Genomic DNA, 20,243 nt, shown 5'->3' with positions numbered 1-20,243 from the left:
CTTTAAGTGTGATTATAGTTCTATTATGACACTTAAAGTATTTTATTTCTATAAAATTATTTTAACAAACGCTTGCACATTTCTTATGGCAGTTTTTCTGCTTGTAGAATTTCATGATTTTCTGTATCTATATAAATCTTATAGGTGCCAATGGAATCATTTCTTGTTAGTATTTCATATGCCAGTCGCTGTTGCAGCTCCTTATTTTCTACAAAACACAATCTCTCCTCTTCGACAGAAAAGTCATCTGAAAATAACTCTTTATAGTTTAGAGGTTTAATTTCCTGAGGACCAATTTTTTCTTTTTGTATATACTCCATTGCATTTAAACCTAGTAATTCTCCATTATCTTTTGCTATTTTTAGCTGGATACCATCCGCATAGACAAGTGCTTTGTTTTCAGCTTCTACTCTTGCAAAAGATAAATGCCAAGCGATATGGTTTTCTCGAAAGTCAACCAATTCCGTATCTGCATAGTCAAAAGATTTCATATAGCTCTTTGCTTTTTCTTTCATCTGCTCAGCACTTATAGTAGTGTTTTCAAAAGGTCTTTCCATTAGAAATGATAATAAGTGTCCACCTTTTTTCGTAAAATCTGCGTAACCAATTCGTATACCTTTATGAAATTGTAAGTGATAAAAAGGATACGGAGCGTCATTAGAGCTTTCAGTAGTATGAATTGTCGCATCCTTTAATTCAGGAAATAGTTGAAAAAATTTTTGTTTTATTTGTTCTAGGCTCACTTCCGAATCTTCAATTTGTTGCAGGTCTTTCTTTTTTTGATGATCTGTTTCACTAGCTGTCATTGGAAAATCACTTTCTGTATATGCTTTCGCCGAATTTCCTAGTTGCTTCCAACTTTTTTCATTATCTTTATTTACTTTATTTAATACAAATGTATTCACTATATAATCTTTTTTTCCTTCATCTTTATTCGTAAAAGCCCACTGATTGGATAGTTCTCTTAAGTTATCTCTGGCAGATGTCATATTTTTTTGCCATTCTTCGATTGGTATTTTCCCCGTCTTCACAAGGGAAGCACCATTTCCAATTCTGCTTAAGTAATTCATCCATACAGTGGAAGTTTCGTGATCTATTGGTAGAGCCGAAATAGATGCACGTACATCGGAAGAAATTCTCCATACATCTTCTAAAGGTTTGTCTAGTGCCTCCCTATCTTTGAATAACAGCGTTTGATCAATGGAGTCACTTAATTTTGTCAATTTTTCAGAAGCTGTAGTTAATTGGTTGGAATATTGGATAGCAAGCGCATTTTCTAATCGGGTATTCTTACTTTGGATAGAAAAATGATACACCAGGAATATAACAGCGACAGAAGCAATGATCCATATATACTTTTTCATCTTATCTCCTTAAGAGCAAAAAATATGCTGTCCGATTGTTTTAATTTGTGGTCGTGACCAAATCCATTTACTAGTTGCGGTCTTTGGATTGAAATAATAGATAGCATTTTCTGAGGGATCCCACCCATTTAATGCATCTAGCACTGCTTCTTTTGCTCGTTCATTTGGCTCTAACCAAATTTGACCATCCGCTACTGCGGTAAAAGCTAATGGTTGGAAAATTACTTCAGAAATAGTATTAGGAAAATCAGGGTGCTCTACTCTATTCAAAATAACCGCAGCAACAGCTACTTGTCCTTCGTATGGTTCTCCTCTGGCTTCCCCATATACTGCATTTGCAAGAATTTTCAAGTCTTTTTCAGTATATTTCGGAGGAAGTTGCATTTTTGTACTTTCCGCTTTCTTATTTTTTACTTGTTTTCCTAGGTCTGTGCCTCCATAATAGGTAAAACTATTGCCTTTATTAATTTGTTCATGTACCCAAGCTTTGTTGAATTCGGAAGCACTCACAAGCTTTTTCTTGGTTGCTTCTCCAAGTAAGCCGTCTATTGGAAGCCCATATTTTTCTTGAAAGTTCCTTAATGCCCAATAGGTGCTATAGCCAAATTTCCCATCAATTTCACTCTTGTAATATCCAATGAATTGAAGTCTGGCTTGCAATTCAATCACATCATCACCAAAAGCTCCCCTCTCTAATATTTGAGTGGAGAAAGCTTGAGTAGATTGCTCCTGCGTAATAAATGTATAGCTAACCGTACAAAAGACCAAGCTAATAAGGATGTATTTTAATTGTTTCAAACGACATCTCTCCTTTATACATAGCTTGGATAAAAAATGCCCAAATATACAAAAAAAATCTAGCAATTAGCCAGATTTTTCTTTTGTTAAGTATTCATGTTGTTCAAATCTTTTAGTACGCGAAAAACTATGGGCTTTCTTTACGCGTGATAAGCCAAATAACCATAAAAATAACATAAATGGTACGATTAAAAGTAAATCAATTCCTTTAATAATTAGTATACTGTTATAAGCACAATGCAACATAAACGAGGCTAAAAATGCGTAGGCAATTTCATATTTGGCTAATTTGTCATTGGAAAATTTAGCTCTTCCTAAGTAATAACCCATCACGACACCAAATAAAGCATGACTTGAAACAGGAAGTAGTGCACGCAAGAAAGCCTCATCCATTCCAAAGTTCAATAAAAATAATATATTTTCGATGGTAGCAAATCCAAGCGAAACACTCGCTCCGTATAATATTCCGTCATAAGGATCATCAAACTCCACATGTTTGTAAATAGCCATAATTAAGATAAGCCATTTAAAAAATTCTTCTAATGCACTGGTTACTAAAACTTGATGAACAAAGATGGATGAAATCACTTTTTCTTCTTGTATTACATGTTGAATGAAAAGTATAGGAAAAGTTAGTATAGCGCCATATATAAATGTATGTAACAATAATTTTGAAGGTTCTTCTGCAATTTCTCTTCGTAAATAGAAATAACTTAAAAGCGCAAGAGCAGGAGCAATTGCAACGGAAAGTAGTATTAGCATATTTTTACTCCTTCCAATAAACTCAAATCCATTTTTGCGTATCCAAGTCTAAATTTTTATCGAGCTTGTTTCAACCTAACTCAGTAAGCACTGACCGAGGGTTTCTTTATTATAACATTATTTTTTAGATAATTTGTAAAAATTACGGAGGTATTAAATTGAAAACAATATTACTAATTCATACTGGTGGAACAATTTCCATGGAGGTCCACGCAGAAACAGGAGTAGTTATTCCTACAGAAAATAATCCCCTTGTTATTGAGGGAGTGAAATTAAAAGAACATGCAAATATAATAGAAATAGAAGCATTTAACTTACCTTCTCCTCACATTACACCAAGAGAAATGCTCATCTTGAAAGAGTTAATCGAAAGTTATACTCGCGAGCAAAAAATAGATGGAGTTGTCATTACACACGGAACGGATACTTTGGAAGAAACAGCTTATTTCTTAGACCTTTCTTTGGAAACAACCATCCCAATTGTCCTTACAGGTGCTATGCGTTCTTCCAATGAAATAGGATCAGACGGACTTTACAATTTGTTGTCTGCTGTAAAGGTTGCATGTTCAGAGGACGCAAAAGAAAAGGGTGTTCTCGTTGTTTTAAATGATGAGATACATACGGCAGAAAATGTAACCAAAACACACGCCAGTAATGTAAGCACTTTCCAGAGTCCGCAATACGGACCAATTGGTTTTATTTCCAAGTCAATTGTCCATTTTCATCACTCACCTAATCATCGTGCTGTTTTTCCTATTCAAAGTATTACGAAAAGAGTCGTACTATTTAAAGTATATGCAGGAATGGAACCGGATTTACTAGAAGCTTCTGTAAAGTTAGGTTATGACGGAATTGTATTGGAAGCACTAGGACAAGGAAACGTACCCCCAAGCCTCGTTCCAATTATTGAAGAAATCTTGAAAAAAGACATACCGATTGTGCTTGTTTCTAGGTGTTTTAATGGAATCGCACAAGATGTATATGGTTATGTTGGTGGTGGAAAAGGATTAAAAGAACAAGGAGTAATTTTCACTAAAGGTCTAAATGGACAAAAAGCAAGACTTGCCCTTCTTATTGCACTGAATCATTCAGATTCTAGAAAAGCAATGCAGGATATTTTTTCTATTTAAGAAAGTTGTAAGCACTTTTGGCTATCTTGGAAGGCAACTGGAGATTTGAAGCAGTCTAATTTTACCACGGACGAAGGGGCTCTCGTATAGGCGATGGTTGCTCTCGGAAGAGGAAATTGCTCTCGTTTAGGGCGTCGTTGCTCTCGTATAGCTAGGGATTGCTCTCGGATCGGTCAATCGCTCTCGTTCCGGGAGTCGTTGCTCTCGTATTGGCGATGATTGCTCTCGTATAGCCAAGGATTGCTCTCGGAACAGGAGATTGCTCTCGTTCTCGGAGTCGTTGCTCTCGTATTGACGATGGTTGCTCTCGTATAGCCAAGGATTGCTCTCGGAACGGGAGATTGCTCTCGTTCTCGGAGTCGTTGCTCTCGTATAGCCGAGGATTGCTCTCGGAACGGGAGATTGCTCTCGTTCTCGGAGTCGTTGCTCTCGTATTGACGATGGTTGCTCTCGTATAGGCAGGGATTACGGTCAATCGCTCTCGTTCTGGGAGTCGGCGCTCTCGTATTGGGGATGGTTGCTCTCGTATAGGCAATGCGCAAGAAAAGCGAAAAGGCATTTAATTGCCTTTTCGCTTTCTTTCTATTTCTTGTGCAATTTGTCCACCATGAAAACGACCATTTTCAATGAAGATTTCATTTGCATTATTCCCTGCAGCAATTACTCCGGCGATAAAAACACCTTTTACGTTCGTTTCCATTGTTTCTTCGTTAAAAGATGGTCTTCCGGTCACAGAATCAATTTCTATTCCGATGTTGGCCAAAAAACTTTGATTGGGATGATAACCAGTCATGGCAAATACAAAATCATTGGCAACTTTAAATGCACCAGTTGGACCTTTTAAATAGACGAATTTTTCATCCACAGATAGAACCTCAGTATTAAAAAGCATATTAATTTCCTTGTTCCGAACAAGCCCTTCAAACTCTGGTAATATCCATGGTTTAATGCTAGGGGAATAGTCACTTCCCCGATATGCTACAATCACATTGGCTCCTGCTTTATTCAACTCTAAAGCGGCATCAATTGCAGAGTTTTTACCTCCGATAACTAACACATTTTGAGCAAAATAAGGATGACCTTCTTTAAAATAATGAAAGACTTTTGATAGTTCTTCTCCCGGTATGTCCATATAATTTGGTTGATCATAATAACCAGTTGCAATTATTACGTAATTTGCTAAGTAAGTTGCTTTCGAGGTAGTAACTAGAAACTTATTTTCTTTTTTCACAACATTGTTTACAAATTCATATTTATTTACGTGAAGTTTTTTTAACTTGGCAACTTCTCGATAATACACTAGGGCTTGATTTCTCTTTGGTTTTCGTTCTTCGACGATAAAGGGAACATCACCAATCGCTAATTTTTCACTTGTACTAAAAAACGTTTGATGAGTAGGATAATTATATATTGCATCTACAATGTTTCCTTTCTCAATGACCACATAATTTAACCCAAGTTCTTGAATTGAGATTGCAGCAGCTAACCCACATGGTCCTCCGCCAACAATAAGCACATCTACGTTTTGTTCCAACCTTAAAACTTCCTTCCACCATTTTAGAAATTATTTACTGTTGCTTTACCGAATAACGTTATAATATGACACTCTGATTTTGCTCCTAATCTTAACGGTACCCCTGTTGTACCAAATCCGTTGCTAATCAGTTCGGCACTATTTTCTTTTTCTCTAAACGCACCATTTTCGTAAATACCAAAAGGCCCAAAACGGATTTGTCCGCCATGAAGATGCCCAGCTAACAGTAGATGCGGTTGTGCTACTTTTTTCGCGTTATTAAAAAAAGCAGGTGCATGGGATACAAAAATAATAATCTCCTCATCTAATACATCCTGAAATGCATCATATATATTAACCCTACCATTAAATCCATCATTTATTCCAATAAGGCGAATGATAGATTGACTTGTTTTTAGGACGACAGATTTATTATTTAAGATACAAACTCCATATTTCTCTAGTATCGAATTTAATTGTGGTTCTCCTACTTCACGATCATTATTTCCGTAGACATAAAAAACCTTGCCTATTCTACATAACTGCAAGATATTATTTTCTGTCCTCTCTAAAGGCACTCCCTTTTCGGTTAAATCTCCCCCAATAATGACTATATCCACTCTTCCTAAAAGAGTATCAATCAATTTATTGGGTATTTTTCTACGATGAATATCTGAAATGAAAAATACACGGAATTGTTCCCCATCTTTCATTTCTCCTATATGCAAAGAATGTTCTTTCACGTTAATTTGAAAAGCCAGGATAAGCATATATAAGGGTGTTAAAATAATGCAGGTTATAATAAGTATAATGATATACGTCAAAAAAAAGCCTCCTACGAAACATAGAAAAAGACAGGGATTTCCCCCTGTCCAGTATAGCATGAAAAAATATTGAACTCATTATTCGTCTTTATCGATATGTAATACACGAAATCCAGACTTTTCAAAATCTCCAATTATACGATTCAATTTTTGATCATTATCTATCTTCAATACAATTCTACGAGCTATTTTATCTGTTTCGTCAAAAGTAACTAAGGAAATAACCGGTGTATGGTATTTCTTTAATATATCAGCTACTTTCAGAATACGCCCTTCCGATTCAACAGAGGTAAGCGCTATTCTTGTTCCTTTACTTTCCATACCAAATGCGCTTCGGAATTGTAAAATAGTGTCGTATCTAGTGACAATCCCAAGAAATTTCCCTTCATCTAAAACAGCAATGATTGGAAAATCATACAACTTTACTAATGCACTTTCAAAAACATCTTCTAATTGTACAAACGTGTCCTCTCTTACAACAATATCTCTAACGGTAGTTTGTTTTAAAAAGGTATCTCTATCTACATCGCTATAGAAAAATGCTTTGTACAAAAGATATTTATTAAACATTCCTTTATAGATACCATTCTCAAGTATCGGCAACGCATCAATCTCTTTTTCATCTAGTTGCTGTAAAGCATCCATTAATGAAGCATTCACATTCACGGTCAAACATTTTTCTTTTGGAATCATTACACTTTTAACAAACATATATACACCTCTTCCATTACAGATTAATGATATATATTCGACAAAGTTTGTGAATATCCTTCTTTTCTACAATTTTTTAAGGTAAAATAAGCTTTTGACCTGCTGAAATACTATCCGATTTTAATCCATTTGCAGCTTTAATTTTTTCAACTGCTTTAGGATCTTTATAATAATTGATAGCAATTCGGTAAAGCGTTTCATTTTTTTGTACGATATGTGTTTTAGCTTGGGAAACTTCTGTTGGTTTTGTTTCCACTTCTGTCTGTGAAGCTGTTTTAGTTTCTACTTCTGTTATTGGTTCTTCAGCTTTAGATTCTTCATCCGCTACCTTTTCAGGGGCTGTCACTACCGTATTTTGCTCTACTACTGTCTCAGAATCATTTTCTTCCTTATCTTCCTTGTTATTATTATCACCAGTATTAGAGATTGTTTTTTTTTCTAAAGTAACACCTTGATTCGTAACGTTTTCAACTTCCGCGGTGTAGAAAAATTGTACATAAATAAAAATACATATGGGTATTAAAATAAAAATAAAAAATAAGACAGGTATTAGTACGTTTTTAGATTTTTTCTTTGTTTTTTTAGCATAGCTCGTTCTTCTGCTTCTTCTGGGCTCATTCATTTCTTCCTCTAAGCCAATAGATTGCCTATGTTCATCTATTTTTTTTTGGTAATCATCTTGATTCATATTGTTCTAACTCCAATCATTCCTTCTTTTTACTATTTCTATTATGACGAATTTTGTTGAAAAAGTAAACTTCCCAATAGTAATACTAGTAAAGCAATTCATTTAGTCTATTTTTCCAATTTAGTTGTTTTTCCTCTTCCTTTTGTTCGGTTCTTTCTGTAAGCACATGATGAATGTCATAAGAACAAACAGTACAACAATTAATTGGCCGCTCGTTTAATTGTTCGTCAAAATTGTTTAATAATTGCTCTCTAATACACCGTTCATTTTGAAATAATGTAAACAATTTCTGTATTTCCATCCTTTTCTTTTGTTTGATTTCATAAAATAAATCTGTTGTTTCTTGTTCTGATAAAATTTCCTTCCAATAATTTAATATACGAGTTGTTGTTTCCGATAATTGAATTTGAACGTCATCGGTTTGGTAAACAAGTTTAATATCAGCTTCTTCAGGAAAATCCTGCATTGCAACGTAAAAAGCTTGTTCAACATCTGAATTAGTATAGACAAGTGAAGCTACGGACTGTTTACCATCCCTTGCAGCTCTTCCTATTTCTTGCATATAACTAGAGATGGATGTGGGTATATGATCGTGTATTATTTGTCGAATATTGTCTTTGTGTATACCCATCCCAAATGCATTAGTCGCACAAATCCAATCCAATTTCCCTTGTTGAAACTGTTGTTGGATCAACACTCGATCATCTTGCTCCATTTTCGCATGGTAAAAAGCAGCACGAATTCCTTTTTTTAGTAGCTCATCTGCATAGGACTCCGTTTTCTTACGTGATTGAGTATATAAAATACCCGGTCCATTAGTTGTCGTTATTCGACCTAAAATCCACGCTACTTTTTCTTTTTGATCAGCCAATTGTTTCACTTCGTATGCGATAGTGGGCCGATCTAACGAATGGACATATTCATATGGTTCTTTCATATGTAGTGTACGTTTGATCTCTTTTACAACTTTTTTAGTTGCAGTTGCCGTTAAAGCAAGGACACTCGTTTTAGGAAAAGTTTGAAGCCACGTGGAAATCCTTAAGTAATCTGGTCGGAAATCGAATCCCCATTGCGAAATACAATGGGCTTCGTCAGCTACTACATATGCTATTTGAATAGAGGAAAGCGCCCTGTTAAATCGGTCGTTTTGAAGCATTTCTGGAGAAGTGAAAATATATTTATAGGCGGATAAGTTTTGAAATACCATTTCTTTTTGTTCGAAAGATAAAAATGAATTTATCGCAACAACTCGTTTTTCTCCCATCATTTTTAGTTGTTCCACCTGATCTTGCATAAGTGACAATAATGGCGAAACAATTACAACTGCACCTTTCATGAGATAAGCTGGCAATTGAAATAATAATGATTTTCCCATCCCAGTTGGTAAAATAGCTATGACATCTTTCCCTTCAATCACTTGTTGGATGATTTCTTTTTGTCCATCTCGAAAAGAAGTATGACCGAATTTTTGTTTAAGTATTTCTGTCAACTTATCCATTCAACACTTCCCCTTTTGTAAGTGCAAGTCTTATTTGAAAAAAACTTAATTCTGGAAATTTCTCTCGAATCCTTTTTAATTTCTTCGTCTGTAATTCCTTAGATGTTTGTAACACCTTTTGTACTTGTTCTTCATTAATAAAAGAGGTTATTGGAAAATCATGTTTTATTGAAACTATTTCGATTATATGATCTTCTATCGTATTTATTTTTAAAAATCGCATTTCTGCAATTTCATTGATGGTATATCCTTTTTCCCATATACGATACGTTTTCATTGCTGAATCTGTTAAAGGTGTCATTACTTCAATATCATAAGTAAGGGCATATAAATGGGAATATTTTTCTTTTGTTATAGCAGTTAATGCAATATGTAAACATTCAATAAATATAAACTTCACATCTAAAATACTTTTATTATAATAACGAGCAAGTTGCTCCCATGTCATACCACTTTTATCCATTCCACTTAATCGATAAACAAACAGCTCCCTGTGTATGTCTTCAAAGATCGGACTATAAAGTAATTGCTCTAATTGTTTTTTAAACTCAATTACAAATATTGAATCTTGGAAGTTTCTCGCTAATAAATACAATTTCACAAATTGTTGAATGGCCTGATTTTTTTGATTTGGAACAAACCGTTTTTCATCTGCTTGAAAGTTAGACAATGTTTGCACTACTAACTCTACTCTTCCCCAGAAAATAAGTTCATTTCCTCTATATAACCAGCCATTATATAAAGGTTTGTGCATTGAATTCATCTGAAGAACGCCTTTCTCTGTTAATGAAATGGATGACTCTTTAATTTCGATATATTCATTGGATAATAGTTTAGAAACTTCAACATCGTATTCTTCTTTTGAGAGTTTAGGATAAAGCGAAAAAAAAGGATGTAAGTTAAAATAAGTTACATCTTGTATAGTTTGACCAGATTTTTTCCCTTTCAACAAATAGAATGGGGCTGTAGAAGATCTCTCGCCATGGAATTTATGTATGATTAATAATAATAGTTGATGAAAATACAATTGAAATCCCTCACATTTTAAATGTATTTTTGTTGAAATGTCGTGTAAACACCTTTAGAATGAATAAGATAGTATATTCATGTAAGTAGATATAAAGGAGAGAATAAAGTAATGGCAAAATATACAATAGTTGACAAAGATACATGTATCGCTTGTGGCGCTTGCGGCGCAGCTGCACCAGATATCTATGATTATGATGATGAAGGAATAGCTTTCGTTATTTTAGATGATAACATGGGTACTGCTGAAGTTCCAGACGAATTACTAGAAGATATGGAAGATGCATTTGAAGGTTGCCCAACTGACTCTATTAAAGTAGCAGATGAATCATTTGAAGGCGACGCTTTAAAGTTTGAATAAGAAAAGCACAAGCACCCTTTAAGTGCACCTTGTCTTCTCTATTTCTAGAGTGCTTTGGACGAAACATTTGCTCCTGCGGTTACTCGTCGCAAAAAGAATTTTGGCTACACTATTACCGCGGGAATTTTTGTGGATTGAGAAGTGACTGCGACACTTCACGATCCATTTTTTTCGGTATTCTTGTGGAGGATGTCTTTCTGTCGCCACTTGGAATTTGTAAAGACATGATGCATTTGGTTTGGATAATGAGGCTTGATGCTTGCGCCCTGGAAATTATCCGCCTGCAGCGGAAATTAAGCTGTTCATGGCATAAAACTTATATACTTTCAAAAAGGGCCGCTTCTCTGAAATAGAGAAGCGACCTTTTATTAATTTATATCAGGAATTCTGAATGAATGGGTTACTTTATCGAGTATAGGCTTTAATCGTTTGAATAGGACAATCATAACAATCGTTACTAAAATACCTTTGATCAAATTAAACGGTAAAATACCGAAAATAATCGTATTAAATAACGCAGTACCTGACTCCATTGGAAAATTCAGAAAATAGGAATACATAGGTAAAAATACAAAATAATTTAATGCACTCATCCCTATTGCCATGGAAATCGTCCCAGAGGCTAAACCATACATAATTCCTTTTGAAGATGAAACTTTACGATAAATTAGGTAAACCGGTGTTAAAAATAAAATACTGGTTACAAAATTCGCCATATGTCCTACTGGAACACCGGTTGGACTACCTGAAAACAACCAATCTAGCACGTTTTTCAAAAATGCTACGAGAATACCAGCAATCGGCCCCATCGTAATTGCGGCAATTAGTGCAGGAATATCACTAAAGTCCACCTTTAAATAAGCGGGTAATACAGGTAACGGAAATGCAAGTAGCATTAATACAAACGAAATACTACTTAACATAGCGATTGCAATAAGCATTCGTGTCTTGCTCTTTGACATAATGTTCTCTCTCCTTTTGCGATTCACTCCACAAGAAGAAAAGTTCAGAACGTATTCCATACTCAAAAAACCCCTTAAGCAAATAAAGCTTAAGGGAGAACCAAGGCACACTTAAATAAGCGTATCCGTATTAGAGTATACGAAAAACGACTGTACCTTCACCTTCTCCCATCCAGACTATACTGTCGGCTTTGGAATTTAACCAAATCCTGCCTTAACGGCTCGCGGGCTCAAGAAAAAATCTTCTAATACCGCCGATCGGGAATTGCACCCTGCCCCGAAGATGAATCAATATTTTATTAACCTTCAAGATATTTATCTTGAATTAATTCCATATTAACAAAAATAGTATGGTTATGCAATATAACTGCTTCGTATTACATACCTAGCAGGAATAGCGCTACCAGAAAACCCCGCTAGATACGCGAGGAGGCTTATTCAACACCGATGAAAATTGGAAAGCCCTATCTAGCAAAGTTGGTTTTATGGACTTTTTCAGTGCACGCTACGGATTCTGGACGGGGAAACATTTGTAGAAAGATGTCTATATGTATAAAAAATTCTAGACAAAAAAGAATGCCAGCTATGTAGAGTACTCATAGTTGGCATTCCTTATAATTATTTTGCTTCCATTATAAAACCATTTGGTCCTAATGGTACAGGAAGGGGTTTTGTAAGATCAAATTCATTCCACTGCTTTTGAACGATATTTTCTAACTTCACTTGAGTTCCAAAGCTAGCGGCTGTTAATGAAAATGCTTCAATCATCCTATTTGCATCACTTGATTCCATTACAGAAAGATCTAAAGGTTCGTCAAACTGAATAATTGCAGTGTCATGATCAGCTCGATAAGAATAGGTCACTTTATCCGGAATAACCGACGTGTATATATCATTTTTGGAATTTTTCATATCAACAAACGCTTCAGACAGTGTATCAAAACTTTTTGTGAAGTTTGGAGATAAATAAAAATTACCATTAAACGCCACATACTTGAAGTAGCTTTGATGGGCATGTGCACCAGATAATACACTCGGTTTATCCAATATCCCTGCTTGGTCCCATTCGATTGGAGTTCCATCCTCATTTAATCTCATCAATGAATCAAAATCTGTGAAAATTTCATTGATTGAAGACCAATAGGGAGCGGATGTACCAGGAGCTATATCATACCCGTGTTCAGCAGGTAAATAATGCTTTAATTGTTTACCTTCTGCACTAAAATATCCATTGTAAGGATGATAGTTATTGAATCCTAATGCCTCTTCGTCAATTATATTTGCATAGCGTTCATAAAGTTGAAGGCTATTTGGAGTCATATTTGGAAAATCACTAATCATTTGCTCTTTTGGAATAATAATAGTCACTGGAACCGATAATGCATTTTCAATTAACGAAAAGTGAAAAATAGTTCCACCATGAAGATTATCTTCGTAAACAGAAGTTGTGTTATTCAACGGAACTAACTCTATAGATGATATATCTAAACTCGACATTGTCAACATTGAATTAGTTGATTCAGTTTCCGCTGTATCACTTGAGATGGATGCTTCTTCGGTAGGATCCATGGAATGCAAACCTTCTTTTTTACTACTTTTTTGTTCCATACTTCTGCTTGAAATATCTTTTGACATAGAAGATTCTTTGTCGTTGTAAAAGCTAGTTACTAGAAACGTAAGAATAAGTATTGAGGCAATGGAAACAGCAATAGGCTTCCATTTGGATAAGAACATACGAGTTGTCCTTTTGTTTTTTTCGCTATTTTGATTTTCTATTTCCATTTTTACCCGATTATAGACATCTTCTTTGGAACGATGATCTGTAAATTTGGGCATTTTATTCATTAGCTCATCTAGTGCTTCTTCATCTTTTTCCCAATCACTCATGATGAACATTACCCTCCTTTTCTACTGCAGATAATCGTTCACGAAGTGCTTTTATTGCTCGATGTTGCGTTGTTTTCACTTTCCCTTCTGTCCAGTTTAATATTTGAGCTGTTTCAGCAATAGAAAGTTCTTGAAAATAACGCATAATGATAACCATTTTTTGATCACCTGTACAATCATCCAATGCGATGAGTAGAGTTTTCATTTCATCGTTTAATTGAACTGAATCTTCTGGAAGCATATCAGTTGATGCAAGCTGCATTGTTTCCCAATCAAAAGATTCGAACAGCCTTTTCTTTCTGACTGATTGCTTCCTAAAATGATCAATCGCTACATTTTTTGCAATGGAAAATAGCCATGTTTTCTCAGAGCTCTTTCCTTCAAATCTGCTATATGCCCTTAGAACACGTACATATACCTCTTGGACCAAGTCTTCCGCAGTTTGTCTATTTTTCACTAAATAGATGAGAAACTGAAAAACGTCTTGATGATAACTATCATACAAGCGGTGGAAAACGGAGTCATTCATATACTCCCCCCGTTCTTACAATTAGTCGTTCATAATTTATTTTTGTTTCACTTACATCAAAATTTTCTCTAGCATAAAGATAGACGCAGGAAAAAATATGCATGAAACGATCAATTACGTAATCGGCAATTGGACAATGAATTTTGTCCCAACTCCTAATTCACTTTCTACCGATAAGTTGCCCGCATGACGTTCTACAATATTCTTCGCGATAGCTAGACCAAGACCTGTTCCACTTTTCCCTCTTGTTCTTGCTTTGTCTGCTTTGTAAAAACGTTCAAATACGTAAGGAAGATCTTCACTTGGAATACCATAACCAGTATCCTCTACTTCGATAGTCAATTGATGATTCAGTCGGGTTAATCTCACCGTTACTGAGCCTTGTTCTTCTGTATGACGTAGCGCATTATCTATTAAGTTTGTAAGCACTTGTTCCATTCGGTCTTCATCTAATTCTAAGAATAGTGGATCTTTAAGATTTTGCTCAAGCACTAATCGGACATTATTTTCCTTTGCTATTTGATCAAACTTTTGGGTAATCCGTTCAATCGTTGGTATTATGGAGACTTCCTCTTTGAAAATACTTAAATACCCTGATTCTAAACGAGCTAAGTCTAAAAGCTCTGTCACTAATCTTCCCATTCGTTTCGACTCATCATAAATAATTCGTATCATTTCTTTTCGATCTTCTTCTGTCGTGACCACATCATCAATGATCGCTTCGCTGTATCCTTGGAGCATGGATATTGGTGTTCTAAGTTCATGCGATACATTGGCGATAAAGTCTGAACGCATTTTGTCTAGACGGTGCTGTTCGGTCATATCTCTAAGCACAACCACTGCTCCGCGTATGGCGTCTTTACTATAGAGTAAACTAATGGATACCGAGAAGTAGGAACCTTTAATACCCAATTCTTCTTCTAACTCTTCTTCTAAATTGAATACATGATCGAGTAAATGGAATAACTCAGCTGGTAGATGAGAATAATCCGTTGTTTCGTTATTTATATTCCATTTTTGAAATAGTTTATCGGCTTGAGGATTACTAACAAGAACATGAAAATCCTTATTAAATGTTATAACCGCATCTGTCATAGCTGTTAAGATATTCGACAACTGCTCTTTTTCTTGGTTAATTACCTCGACATGATTTTTTAACTGTTTTCCCATTCGGTTGAAAGCAGATCCAAGTTCACCTATTTCGTCTCTTTGTAGCTGTGGTACTTTCGTTTCAAAGTTTCCTTTAGCTAATTCTAATGCTGCTTCACGCATCGTACGTAATGGAGAAGTAATTCTGGAAGTTAAGAAGAACGAAAACATTGTCGTTAATAGTAATGCGATAAAACCAGATAAAAAAACAATTCTCGTCGTATGATTAGATGTTTTATTTACTACTTCTAAGCTCTGATAAATAAAGACAGCCCCATGTACTTCCTTATCTGATTCAAAAGGAGAAGCTAAAATAATATAAGATTCCATTTGGTCTTCTTTTGTCATAGAGGGCATCAACATTTTTTTTATGATTGTTTTATTGGATATATATACTTTTGTGAGGTCAGAATCACTTAATATTTTATCCTTTATGACATCCTTGTTTAACCCATCATGAATCGATAAAAAAACAGATTCCGAATTTCTGACAATTAATGCGTTTGTCTCTGCCCCCAGTATATCTTGTATGATTTGAAGCGAGTCTTCTACTTTATCGTGTTGCTCTACTATTTTACCAATGGTTGCAGCTTCTTGTCTTAATGTTTCTTCTGCTTGTTGCGTATGGAAGTTCTCCAGAAATTCAAGCATTAATACGGTTACGATAAACAACACAAATAAGACGAGAAGCAATATGGTTCCCCATAGCTTCCCGACAACACTATTCCAAATTCTATTCATTGACAATCTCAAATTTGTAACCTACACCCCAAACAGTTACAATCATTTTCGCAGACTTTTCAGAAACCCTATTTAGCTTTTCACGCAAACGTTTTACATGTGTATCTACTGTACGTAAATCTCCGAAGAAATCATAATGCCAAACTTCTTTTAGTAATTGTTCCCGATCAAATACTTTATCTGGTGCCTTTGCTAAGAAATAGAGTAACTCATATTCTTTCGGCGTTAAACTAACTTCCACCCCATCTGCTGTCACACGGTGGGCATCGTGATCAATAGTTAGATGAGGGAATACAACGATATCTTTTGAAGCGGAAGTTCCTTGGATTGGCGACAACACGGCTGATCTTCTAAGAATAGCTTTAGTACGCAAAACTACTTCTCTAGGGCTAAAAGGCTTTACTATATAGTCATCTACCCCTAATTCAAAACCTTCTACTCTGTCTGCTTCCTCTCCTTTAGCAGTTAGCATAATGACAGGAGTTTGTTTATGTTCACGTAATGCTGTTATTACTTCGATTCCGTCTTTTTCTGGCATCATAATATCTAATAATATGCAATTATAATCATTTTCTAATGCAAGTTGTAGAGCAATTTCTCCATTTTCCGCTTCTTCAACTTCATATCCTTCTCTTTCTAAATACATTTTCAACAAGCGACGAATACGTTCTTCGTCATCCACCACTAAAAGTTTAATCATTTCTGACATATTATCATACCTCTCTATCAACTTCTATTTATATTGTACAATTTGTGTTCCTAAATTGAAAGAAAAGCTCCTACCTCATTATGAAGAGATAAGAGCAAAAAATTTAAGCATAAGAATGTAAACCAGCAATAATTAGATTAACTGCAACTAAGTTAAACATAATAATAATAAACCCAATTAAAGCTAACCAAGCAGATTTCTCACCTTGCCAACCTTTAGTAAGGCGAAGATGTAAAAATACTGCATAAAAAAGCCATGTAATAAGCGCCCAAACTTCTTTAGGATCCCAACCCCAGAATCTAGACCATGCTTCATGCGCCCAAATCATCGCAAAAATAAGTGCACCTAGTGTGAACACTGGGAATCCGATTAGCACCGAACGATAACCTATTTCATCCATGAATTGAGAGTTTGCTTTTTTCGCAAATGGTTGTAGGACTGTAGCAATTCGTTTACGTAAAATTAAACGTAGTAATACATACAGCACTGTTCCAAAAAGGACAGACCAAGTAACGATCGTAAGTTTTTTAGCATTTACAAGTGGTGGCATTTCCACTAATGGCGCCATTGCATTTTCAGTGATTGCTTCTGATTTATTCATACCGAAAATAGGCGGCATATCATATTCCATTTTAGCAACATTTCCTTCTTTATCTACGTAATTATACTCAGCTTTATAATCTGCTAAAGAAAAAGAAGTAGTTGCAACAACAAATCCTAGAACTAACACAATGACATACATAACTGCTTCTATCCAAAAACGTTGCTTAGATTTTTTAGTTAGGTCAATATTTTTTAATAACCAAATAAAACCAGCAACAGCACTAATCGCCAAAATAGATTCACCAAGTGCAGCAGTAATTACATGCACTGTTAACCAATAACTTTTTAGTGCTGGTATTAATGGAGTAATATCTTTTGGGAACATACTCGCATATGCAATGATTAATATTGCGATAGGTAAAGCAAAAAGACCAAGTGCAGGAGTTCTGTATAGAAAATAAAGTAAGATAAATGCACCAACGACCATCATACCAAAGGCCGTTGTAAACTCAAATAGATTACTTACCGGAGCATGTCCAGCAGCAATCCATCTAGTAATAAAGTAACTAACATTAGCGATAAATCCAAGAATAGTCACACTTATTGCTAATTTACCCCAACGCTCAAAAGACTTAGAAGCTTCTGAGCTCGAACCCTTTACTGCACCTCCAAATAAAAAGGTTGCTATTAAATAAGCGATAAACGCAATAAACAATAAGTTACTACTAAGTGATACCATATTCATAAAATTTATACCCCTTCCTCTTTTTCTGCTTTAGAATCTAAATCTTGTTGATCTTCATATGGTGGAAGCACCGCTACTTCTGACACTGCATCTAAATCTTTCATAATGCTTAGCCAGTTTTTGTTCGTATGGGCAGCAATTACAACTTGACCATTTTCTAACAGTTGCAACCAAATACGACGATGGTTCCAGTACGACCCTTGAGCTACTCCAATCATGAAGATAAGTCCTCCAAGCCCGACAATAGGAAGTGTTAAATCTTTTCGTATGGTTAAACCAGAGACATCTCTTGTTTCAACACTTTGGAAAGCAATTTTATGTTTTGTTTCACCTAATGGCTCAAGTGTTTCTTTTATCATAACAAAGCTTGTTTCCCCTTTTGGAAATTCGGGACTATACATTTTCACTAAAAATGCAGGATTATTTGGAAGTGGAGATTTTGACTGTGGGACTCCATCCTCGAATCCTGTAAAATCAGCATAATAATCTAATATCTCTACCTTATAACCATTTTTAAAATCATAATCAGATTGAGGATTAGCTAGATCTATAGTGAATTCTCCGAAGGATTCTTTCGATGCTTTATCTTGTAATTGGAAAGTCATGGATTTTAACTCATCCAAACGGAAATCCATTTGGAACACTGAAAAGTTATTAAATTTTAGGGGTTTATTTACTTGTATGGATGCATCTTTAACAAATTCTAACTCCTCTGATTTTCCTGCTACCGCATCTTCTGAACCTTTGTATAAAGTAACATCTGTTTGATAATTTTTAGCGATAGAGCCAACTCGATCAATTGCTTCACCAAATACTTCTGAAGATTCTTCTTTTGAATATGTCTCGTAAGTGAACTGTTTGCTTTCCAAGAAATAACCATCTGCTTTAGGTATGTGAAGCGTTTCTCCTTCTCTTAGCCACATCGTTTCATCGACATAAAATCCCGGAATAGCTCGTAACATAACGCCAAATAAAAAGAGAATCAGACCAAGATGATTGATATAGGGACCCCATCGTGAAAAACGTCCCTTTTCCGCTAAAATGGCATTTCCTTCGCGTTTCACTTTAAAATGCATTGTTTTTAACTTAGCTTCCGCTTTGTCTAATGAATCCTTAGGTGTCTCAACTTCACCAATTCCATAAATGCGTTGACGACTTAAAAAACTAATATGTCGTTTTGTTTTTTGTTTCTTTAATGATTTGTAGAGTGGAATTACACGATCCAGACTTGCAATAACTAATGAAATACCAAGCATGCCGACTAGTGTTTGGAACCACCAGGAGCTATATAAATCGGATAACCCTAAGTCATAGTATAGTTTCCCAAAAGTGCCATATACCCTTTCATAATATGCCGCAATATCGGCTTCTCTAGTCGCGGGAACATAAAAAACTTGCGGAAGTATCGTACCAATTGCAGCGGCAACTAAAATGCAAGTAATTATCCACATACCAACCTTCACGCTCGAGAAGAAATTCCATATTTTATCAATTACTGTTTTGTTATATGTTTGAGAACGTCTAGCAGAACCTTCATAACGCATATCTACAAGTTTTTTTTCGCTTACATCTTTGTTTAAAGGACGACCACAGCTCTCACATAATTCAGTACCAGCTGGATTTACGTTCCCACATGCACAAACTATTTTGTCCATTTTTACGAACTCCTTTAGGAAGGTTTAACCTGACCCATAAAATTAGCAATATCTTTCTCAGTCATTTGACCTTTTATAATTTTTACAATTCGACCATCTGGATTGATTAAAAAAGTAGTAGGCAACGGGTCAATATTATATAATTCCATGACACTTTTATTTCGATCGATTGCAATAGGGAATGATAATCCAAAACGTTTTGCAAAACTATTTACTTTCAGATCTGATTCACCAATATTGATCGCTAATGTTTGAACTCCTTGGTCCTTATAAATGTTGTATTGATTGTCCATAGCAGGCATTTCTGTTGCACATGGTTTACACCAAGTTCCCCAAAAGTTCAAGAATACCCCTTTACCTTTATAATCTGAAAGTCTATGCTCATTTCCTTGCATATCAACCAAAATGAAATCCGGGGCTTTATCGCCTACTTGAAGTACTGCATTTTTTTCTTTATTTAAGTTTGAATATACAGTAAATACAATTGCTAATGTAAGCACTACCAAAATAACGGATCTTATGTATAACCGTTTCTTTTTCGATTGAGCCATTTCTTTTCCTCCAATTCAAAGCATAACCGTTATTTATTATACCAAAATAAATAACGGTTAAAATTGAGACTTTTGACTGCTTTGTGAACATACTTGG

19 protein-coding genes and 1 riboswitch are annotated in these 20,243 nt (G+C 35.2%); of the genes, 2 read left to right on the top strand and 17 right to left on the bottom strand.

The features are described 5' to 3' along the window. Positions 1-83: 83 nt before the first annotated feature. The 3 genes from ACEPXG_RS07440 to prsW all read right to left on the bottom strand — a co-directional run bounded on the left by ACEPXG_RS07440 (position 84) and on the right by prsW (position 2,924). Positions 84-1,364, bottom strand: coding sequence for a PepSY1/2 domain-containing protein (locus ACEPXG_RS07440; protein ID WP_391208943.1), 1,281 nt, complete (start codon positions 1,362-1,364; stop codon positions 84-86). A 9-nt stretch (positions 1,365-1,373) separates the two neighbouring features. Further along, complete coding sequence (gene sleB / locus ACEPXG_RS07435) at positions 1,374-2,162, bottom strand: spore cortex-lytic enzyme (protein WP_391208941.1); 789 nt, start codon at positions 2,160-2,162, stop codon at positions 1,374-1,376. Positions 2,163-2,228: 66 nt separating this feature from the next. Then, on the bottom strand, positions 2,229-2,924 hold the full coding sequence (prsW, locus tag ACEPXG_RS07430; protein WP_391208938.1) for a glutamic-type intramembrane protease PrsW: 696 nt from the start codon (positions 2,922-2,924) through the stop codon (positions 2,229-2,231). 158 nt (positions 2,925-3,082) lie between these two features. Here prsW and ACEPXG_RS07425 point away from each other — a divergent pair, with 158 nt between their 5' ends. Then, a complete protein-coding gene (locus ACEPXG_RS07425) occupies positions 3,083-4,054 on the top strand; it encodes an asparaginase (RefSeq protein ID WP_391208936.1) in 972 nt (323 codons plus the stop codon). Positions 4,055-4,613: 559 nt separating this feature from the next. On the opposite strand, the gene ACEPXG_RS07420 is transcribed toward ACEPXG_RS07425, so the two are convergent. The 6 genes from ACEPXG_RS07420 to ACEPXG_RS07395 form a co-directional block, all read right to left on the bottom strand. Beyond that, the gene (locus ACEPXG_RS07420; RefSeq protein WP_391208934.1) at positions 4,614-5,588 is read right to left on the bottom strand and encodes a YpdA family putative bacillithiol disulfide reductase; all 975 of its coding nucleotides are present in this window, start codon (positions 5,586-5,588) and stop codon (positions 4,614-4,616) included. A 23-nt stretch (positions 5,589-5,611) separates the two neighbouring features. Further along, positions 5,612-6,391, bottom strand: a complete 780-nt coding sequence (locus ACEPXG_RS07415) for a metallophosphoesterase (protein ID WP_391208932.1) — start codon at positions 6,389-6,391, stop codon at positions 5,612-5,614. Between the two features lie 78 nt (positions 6,392-6,469). Beyond that, positions 6,470-7,102, bottom strand: coding sequence for an HPP family protein (locus tag ACEPXG_RS07410; protein ID WP_391208931.1), 633 nt, complete (start codon positions 7,100-7,102; stop codon positions 6,470-6,472). A gap of 76 nt (positions 7,103-7,178) precedes the next feature. After that, the gene (locus ACEPXG_RS07405; RefSeq protein WP_391208928.1) at positions 7,179-7,790 is read right to left on the bottom strand and encodes a LysM peptidoglycan-binding domain-containing protein; all 612 of its coding nucleotides are present in this window, start codon (positions 7,788-7,790) and stop codon (positions 7,179-7,181) included. Positions 7,791-7,875: 85 nt separating this feature from the next. Then, entirely contained in the window at positions 7,876-9,288 is a 1,413-nt protein-coding gene (locus ACEPXG_RS07400; protein WP_391208926.1) for a RecQ family ATP-dependent DNA helicase, read from the bottom strand. Next, positions 9,281-10,315 (bottom strand): helix-turn-helix domain-containing protein, encoded by a 1,035-nt coding sequence (locus ACEPXG_RS07395; protein ID WP_391208924.1) that lies wholly within the window; start codon positions 10,313-10,315, stop codon positions 9,281-9,283. The genes ACEPXG_RS07400 and ACEPXG_RS07395 overlap by 8 nt, the downstream gene beginning before the upstream one ends. Positions 10,316-10,426: 111 nt before the next feature. Between ACEPXG_RS07395 and ACEPXG_RS07390 the strand changes: the two genes are divergently transcribed. Continuing rightward, positions 10,427-10,675, top strand: a complete 249-nt coding sequence (locus tag ACEPXG_RS07390; RefSeq protein ID WP_151699613.1) for a ferredoxin — start codon at positions 10,427-10,429, stop codon at positions 10,673-10,675. Between the two features lie 368 nt (positions 10,676-11,043). On the opposite strand, the gene ACEPXG_RS07385 is transcribed toward ACEPXG_RS07390, so the two are convergent. From ACEPXG_RS07385 to resA, 8 genes are all read right to left on the bottom strand, one after another. After that, on the bottom strand, positions 11,044-11,637 hold the full coding sequence (locus tag ACEPXG_RS07385) for an ECF transporter S component (protein ID WP_391121661.1): 594 nt from the start codon (positions 11,635-11,637) through the stop codon (positions 11,044-11,046). Positions 11,638-11,793: 156 nt separating this feature from the next. Continuing rightward, positions 11,794-11,926: riboswitch (FMN riboswitch) on the bottom strand. A gap of 329 nt (positions 11,927-12,255) precedes the next feature. Continuing rightward, complete coding sequence (locus tag ACEPXG_RS07380) at positions 12,256-13,524, bottom strand: hypothetical protein (RefSeq protein WP_391208922.1); 1,269 nt, start codon at positions 13,522-13,524, stop codon at positions 12,256-12,258. Beyond that, positions 13,517-14,053, bottom strand: a complete 537-nt coding sequence (gene sigX / locus ACEPXG_RS07375; RefSeq protein WP_151699610.1) for an RNA polymerase sigma factor SigX — start codon at positions 14,051-14,053, stop codon at positions 13,517-13,519. The genes ACEPXG_RS07380 and sigX overlap by 8 nt, the downstream gene beginning before the upstream one ends. Before the next feature lie 114 nt (positions 14,054-14,167). Beyond that, positions 14,168-15,943: an ATP-binding protein gene (locus tag ACEPXG_RS07370; protein WP_391208920.1), complete on the bottom strand. Its 1,776-nt coding sequence runs from the start codon at positions 15,941-15,943 to the stop codon at positions 14,168-14,170. Next, entirely contained in the window at positions 15,936-16,652 is a 717-nt protein-coding gene (locus tag ACEPXG_RS07365; protein WP_391208917.1) for a response regulator transcription factor, read from the bottom strand. The genes ACEPXG_RS07370 and ACEPXG_RS07365 overlap by 8 nt, the downstream gene beginning before the upstream one ends. Positions 16,653-16,755: 103 nt before the next feature. Continuing rightward, positions 16,756-17,940 carry a c-type cytochrome biogenesis protein CcsB gene (ccsB, locus tag ACEPXG_RS07360; protein WP_391208915.1) on the bottom strand — a complete coding sequence of 395 codons (1,185 nt, stop codon included), beginning with the start codon at positions 17,938-17,940 and terminating at the stop codon, positions 16,756-16,758. A gap of 5 nt (positions 17,941-17,945) precedes the next feature. Then, the gene (locus ACEPXG_RS07355) at positions 17,946-19,595 is read right to left on the bottom strand and encodes a cytochrome c biogenesis protein ResB (protein WP_391208913.1); all 1,650 of its coding nucleotides are present in this window, start codon (positions 19,593-19,595) and stop codon (positions 17,946-17,948) included. Positions 19,596-19,609: 14 nt separating this feature from the next. Continuing rightward, positions 19,610-20,146 (bottom strand): thiol-disulfide oxidoreductase ResA, encoded by a 537-nt coding sequence (gene resA, locus ACEPXG_RS07350; RefSeq protein WP_391208911.1) that lies wholly within the window; start codon positions 20,144-20,146, stop codon positions 19,610-19,612. Positions 20,147-20,243: the final 97 nt, after the last annotated feature.

Source organism: Psychrobacillus sp. L4 (assembly GCF_042944905.1).
GTDB lineage: Bacteria > Bacillota > Bacilli > Bacillales_A > Planococcaceae > Psychrobacillus.
This window is presented reverse-complemented; position numbering and strand designations above follow the sequence as displayed.

Bases quoted from the DNA above. Each gene is read 5' to 3' on its own strand.
- ACEPXG_RS07400 (WP_391208926.1), bottom strand. From the start codon at position 9,288: ATGGATAAGTTGACAGAAATACTTAAACAAAAATTCGGTCATACTTCT.
- ACEPXG_RS07405 (WP_391208928.1), bottom strand. From the start codon at position 7,790: ATGAATCAAGATGATTACCAAAAAAAAATAGATGAACATAGGCAATCT.
- ACEPXG_RS07380 (WP_391208922.1), bottom strand. From the start codon at position 13,524: ATGAGTGATTGGGAAAAAGATGAAGAAGCACTAGATGAGCTAATGAAT.
- sigX (WP_151699610.1), bottom strand. From the start codon at position 14,053: ATGAATGACTCCGTTTTCCACCGCTTGTATGATAGTTATCATCAAGAC.
- ACEPXG_RS07390 (WP_151699613.1), top strand. From the start codon at position 10,427: ATGGCAAAATATACAATAGTTGACAAAGATACATGTATCGCTTGTGGC.
- ACEPXG_RS07440 (WP_391208943.1), bottom strand. From the start codon at position 1,364: ATGAAAAAGTATATATGGATCATTGCTTCTGTCGCTGTTATATTCCTG.
- prsW (WP_391208938.1), bottom strand. From the start codon at position 2,924: ATGCTAATACTACTTTCCGTTGCAATTGCTCCTGCTCTTGCGCTTTTA.
- resA (WP_391208911.1), bottom strand. From the start codon at position 20,146: ATGGCTCAATCGAAAAAGAAACGGTTATACATAAGATCCGTTATTTTG.
- ACEPXG_RS07355 (WP_391208913.1), bottom strand. From the start codon at position 19,595: ATGGACAAAATAGTTTGTGCATGTGGGAACGTAAATCCAGCTGGTACT.
- ACEPXG_RS07365 (WP_391208917.1), bottom strand. From the start codon at position 16,652: ATGTCAGAAATGATTAAACTTTTAGTGGTGGATGACGAAGAACGTATT.
- ACEPXG_RS07385 (WP_391121661.1), bottom strand. From the start codon at position 11,637: ATGTCAAAGAGCAAGACACGAATGCTTATTGCAATCGCTATGTTAAGT.
- ACEPXG_RS07370 (WP_391208920.1), bottom strand. From the start codon at position 15,943: ATGAATAGAATTTGGAATAGTGTTGTCGGGAAGCTATGGGGAACCATA.
- ccsB (WP_391208915.1), bottom strand. From the start codon at position 17,940: ATGAATATGGTATCACTTAGTAGTAACTTATTGTTTATTGCGTTTATC.
- ACEPXG_RS07410 (WP_391208931.1), bottom strand. From the start codon at position 7,102: ATGTTTGTTAAAAGTGTAATGATTCCAAAAGAAAAATGTTTGACCGTG.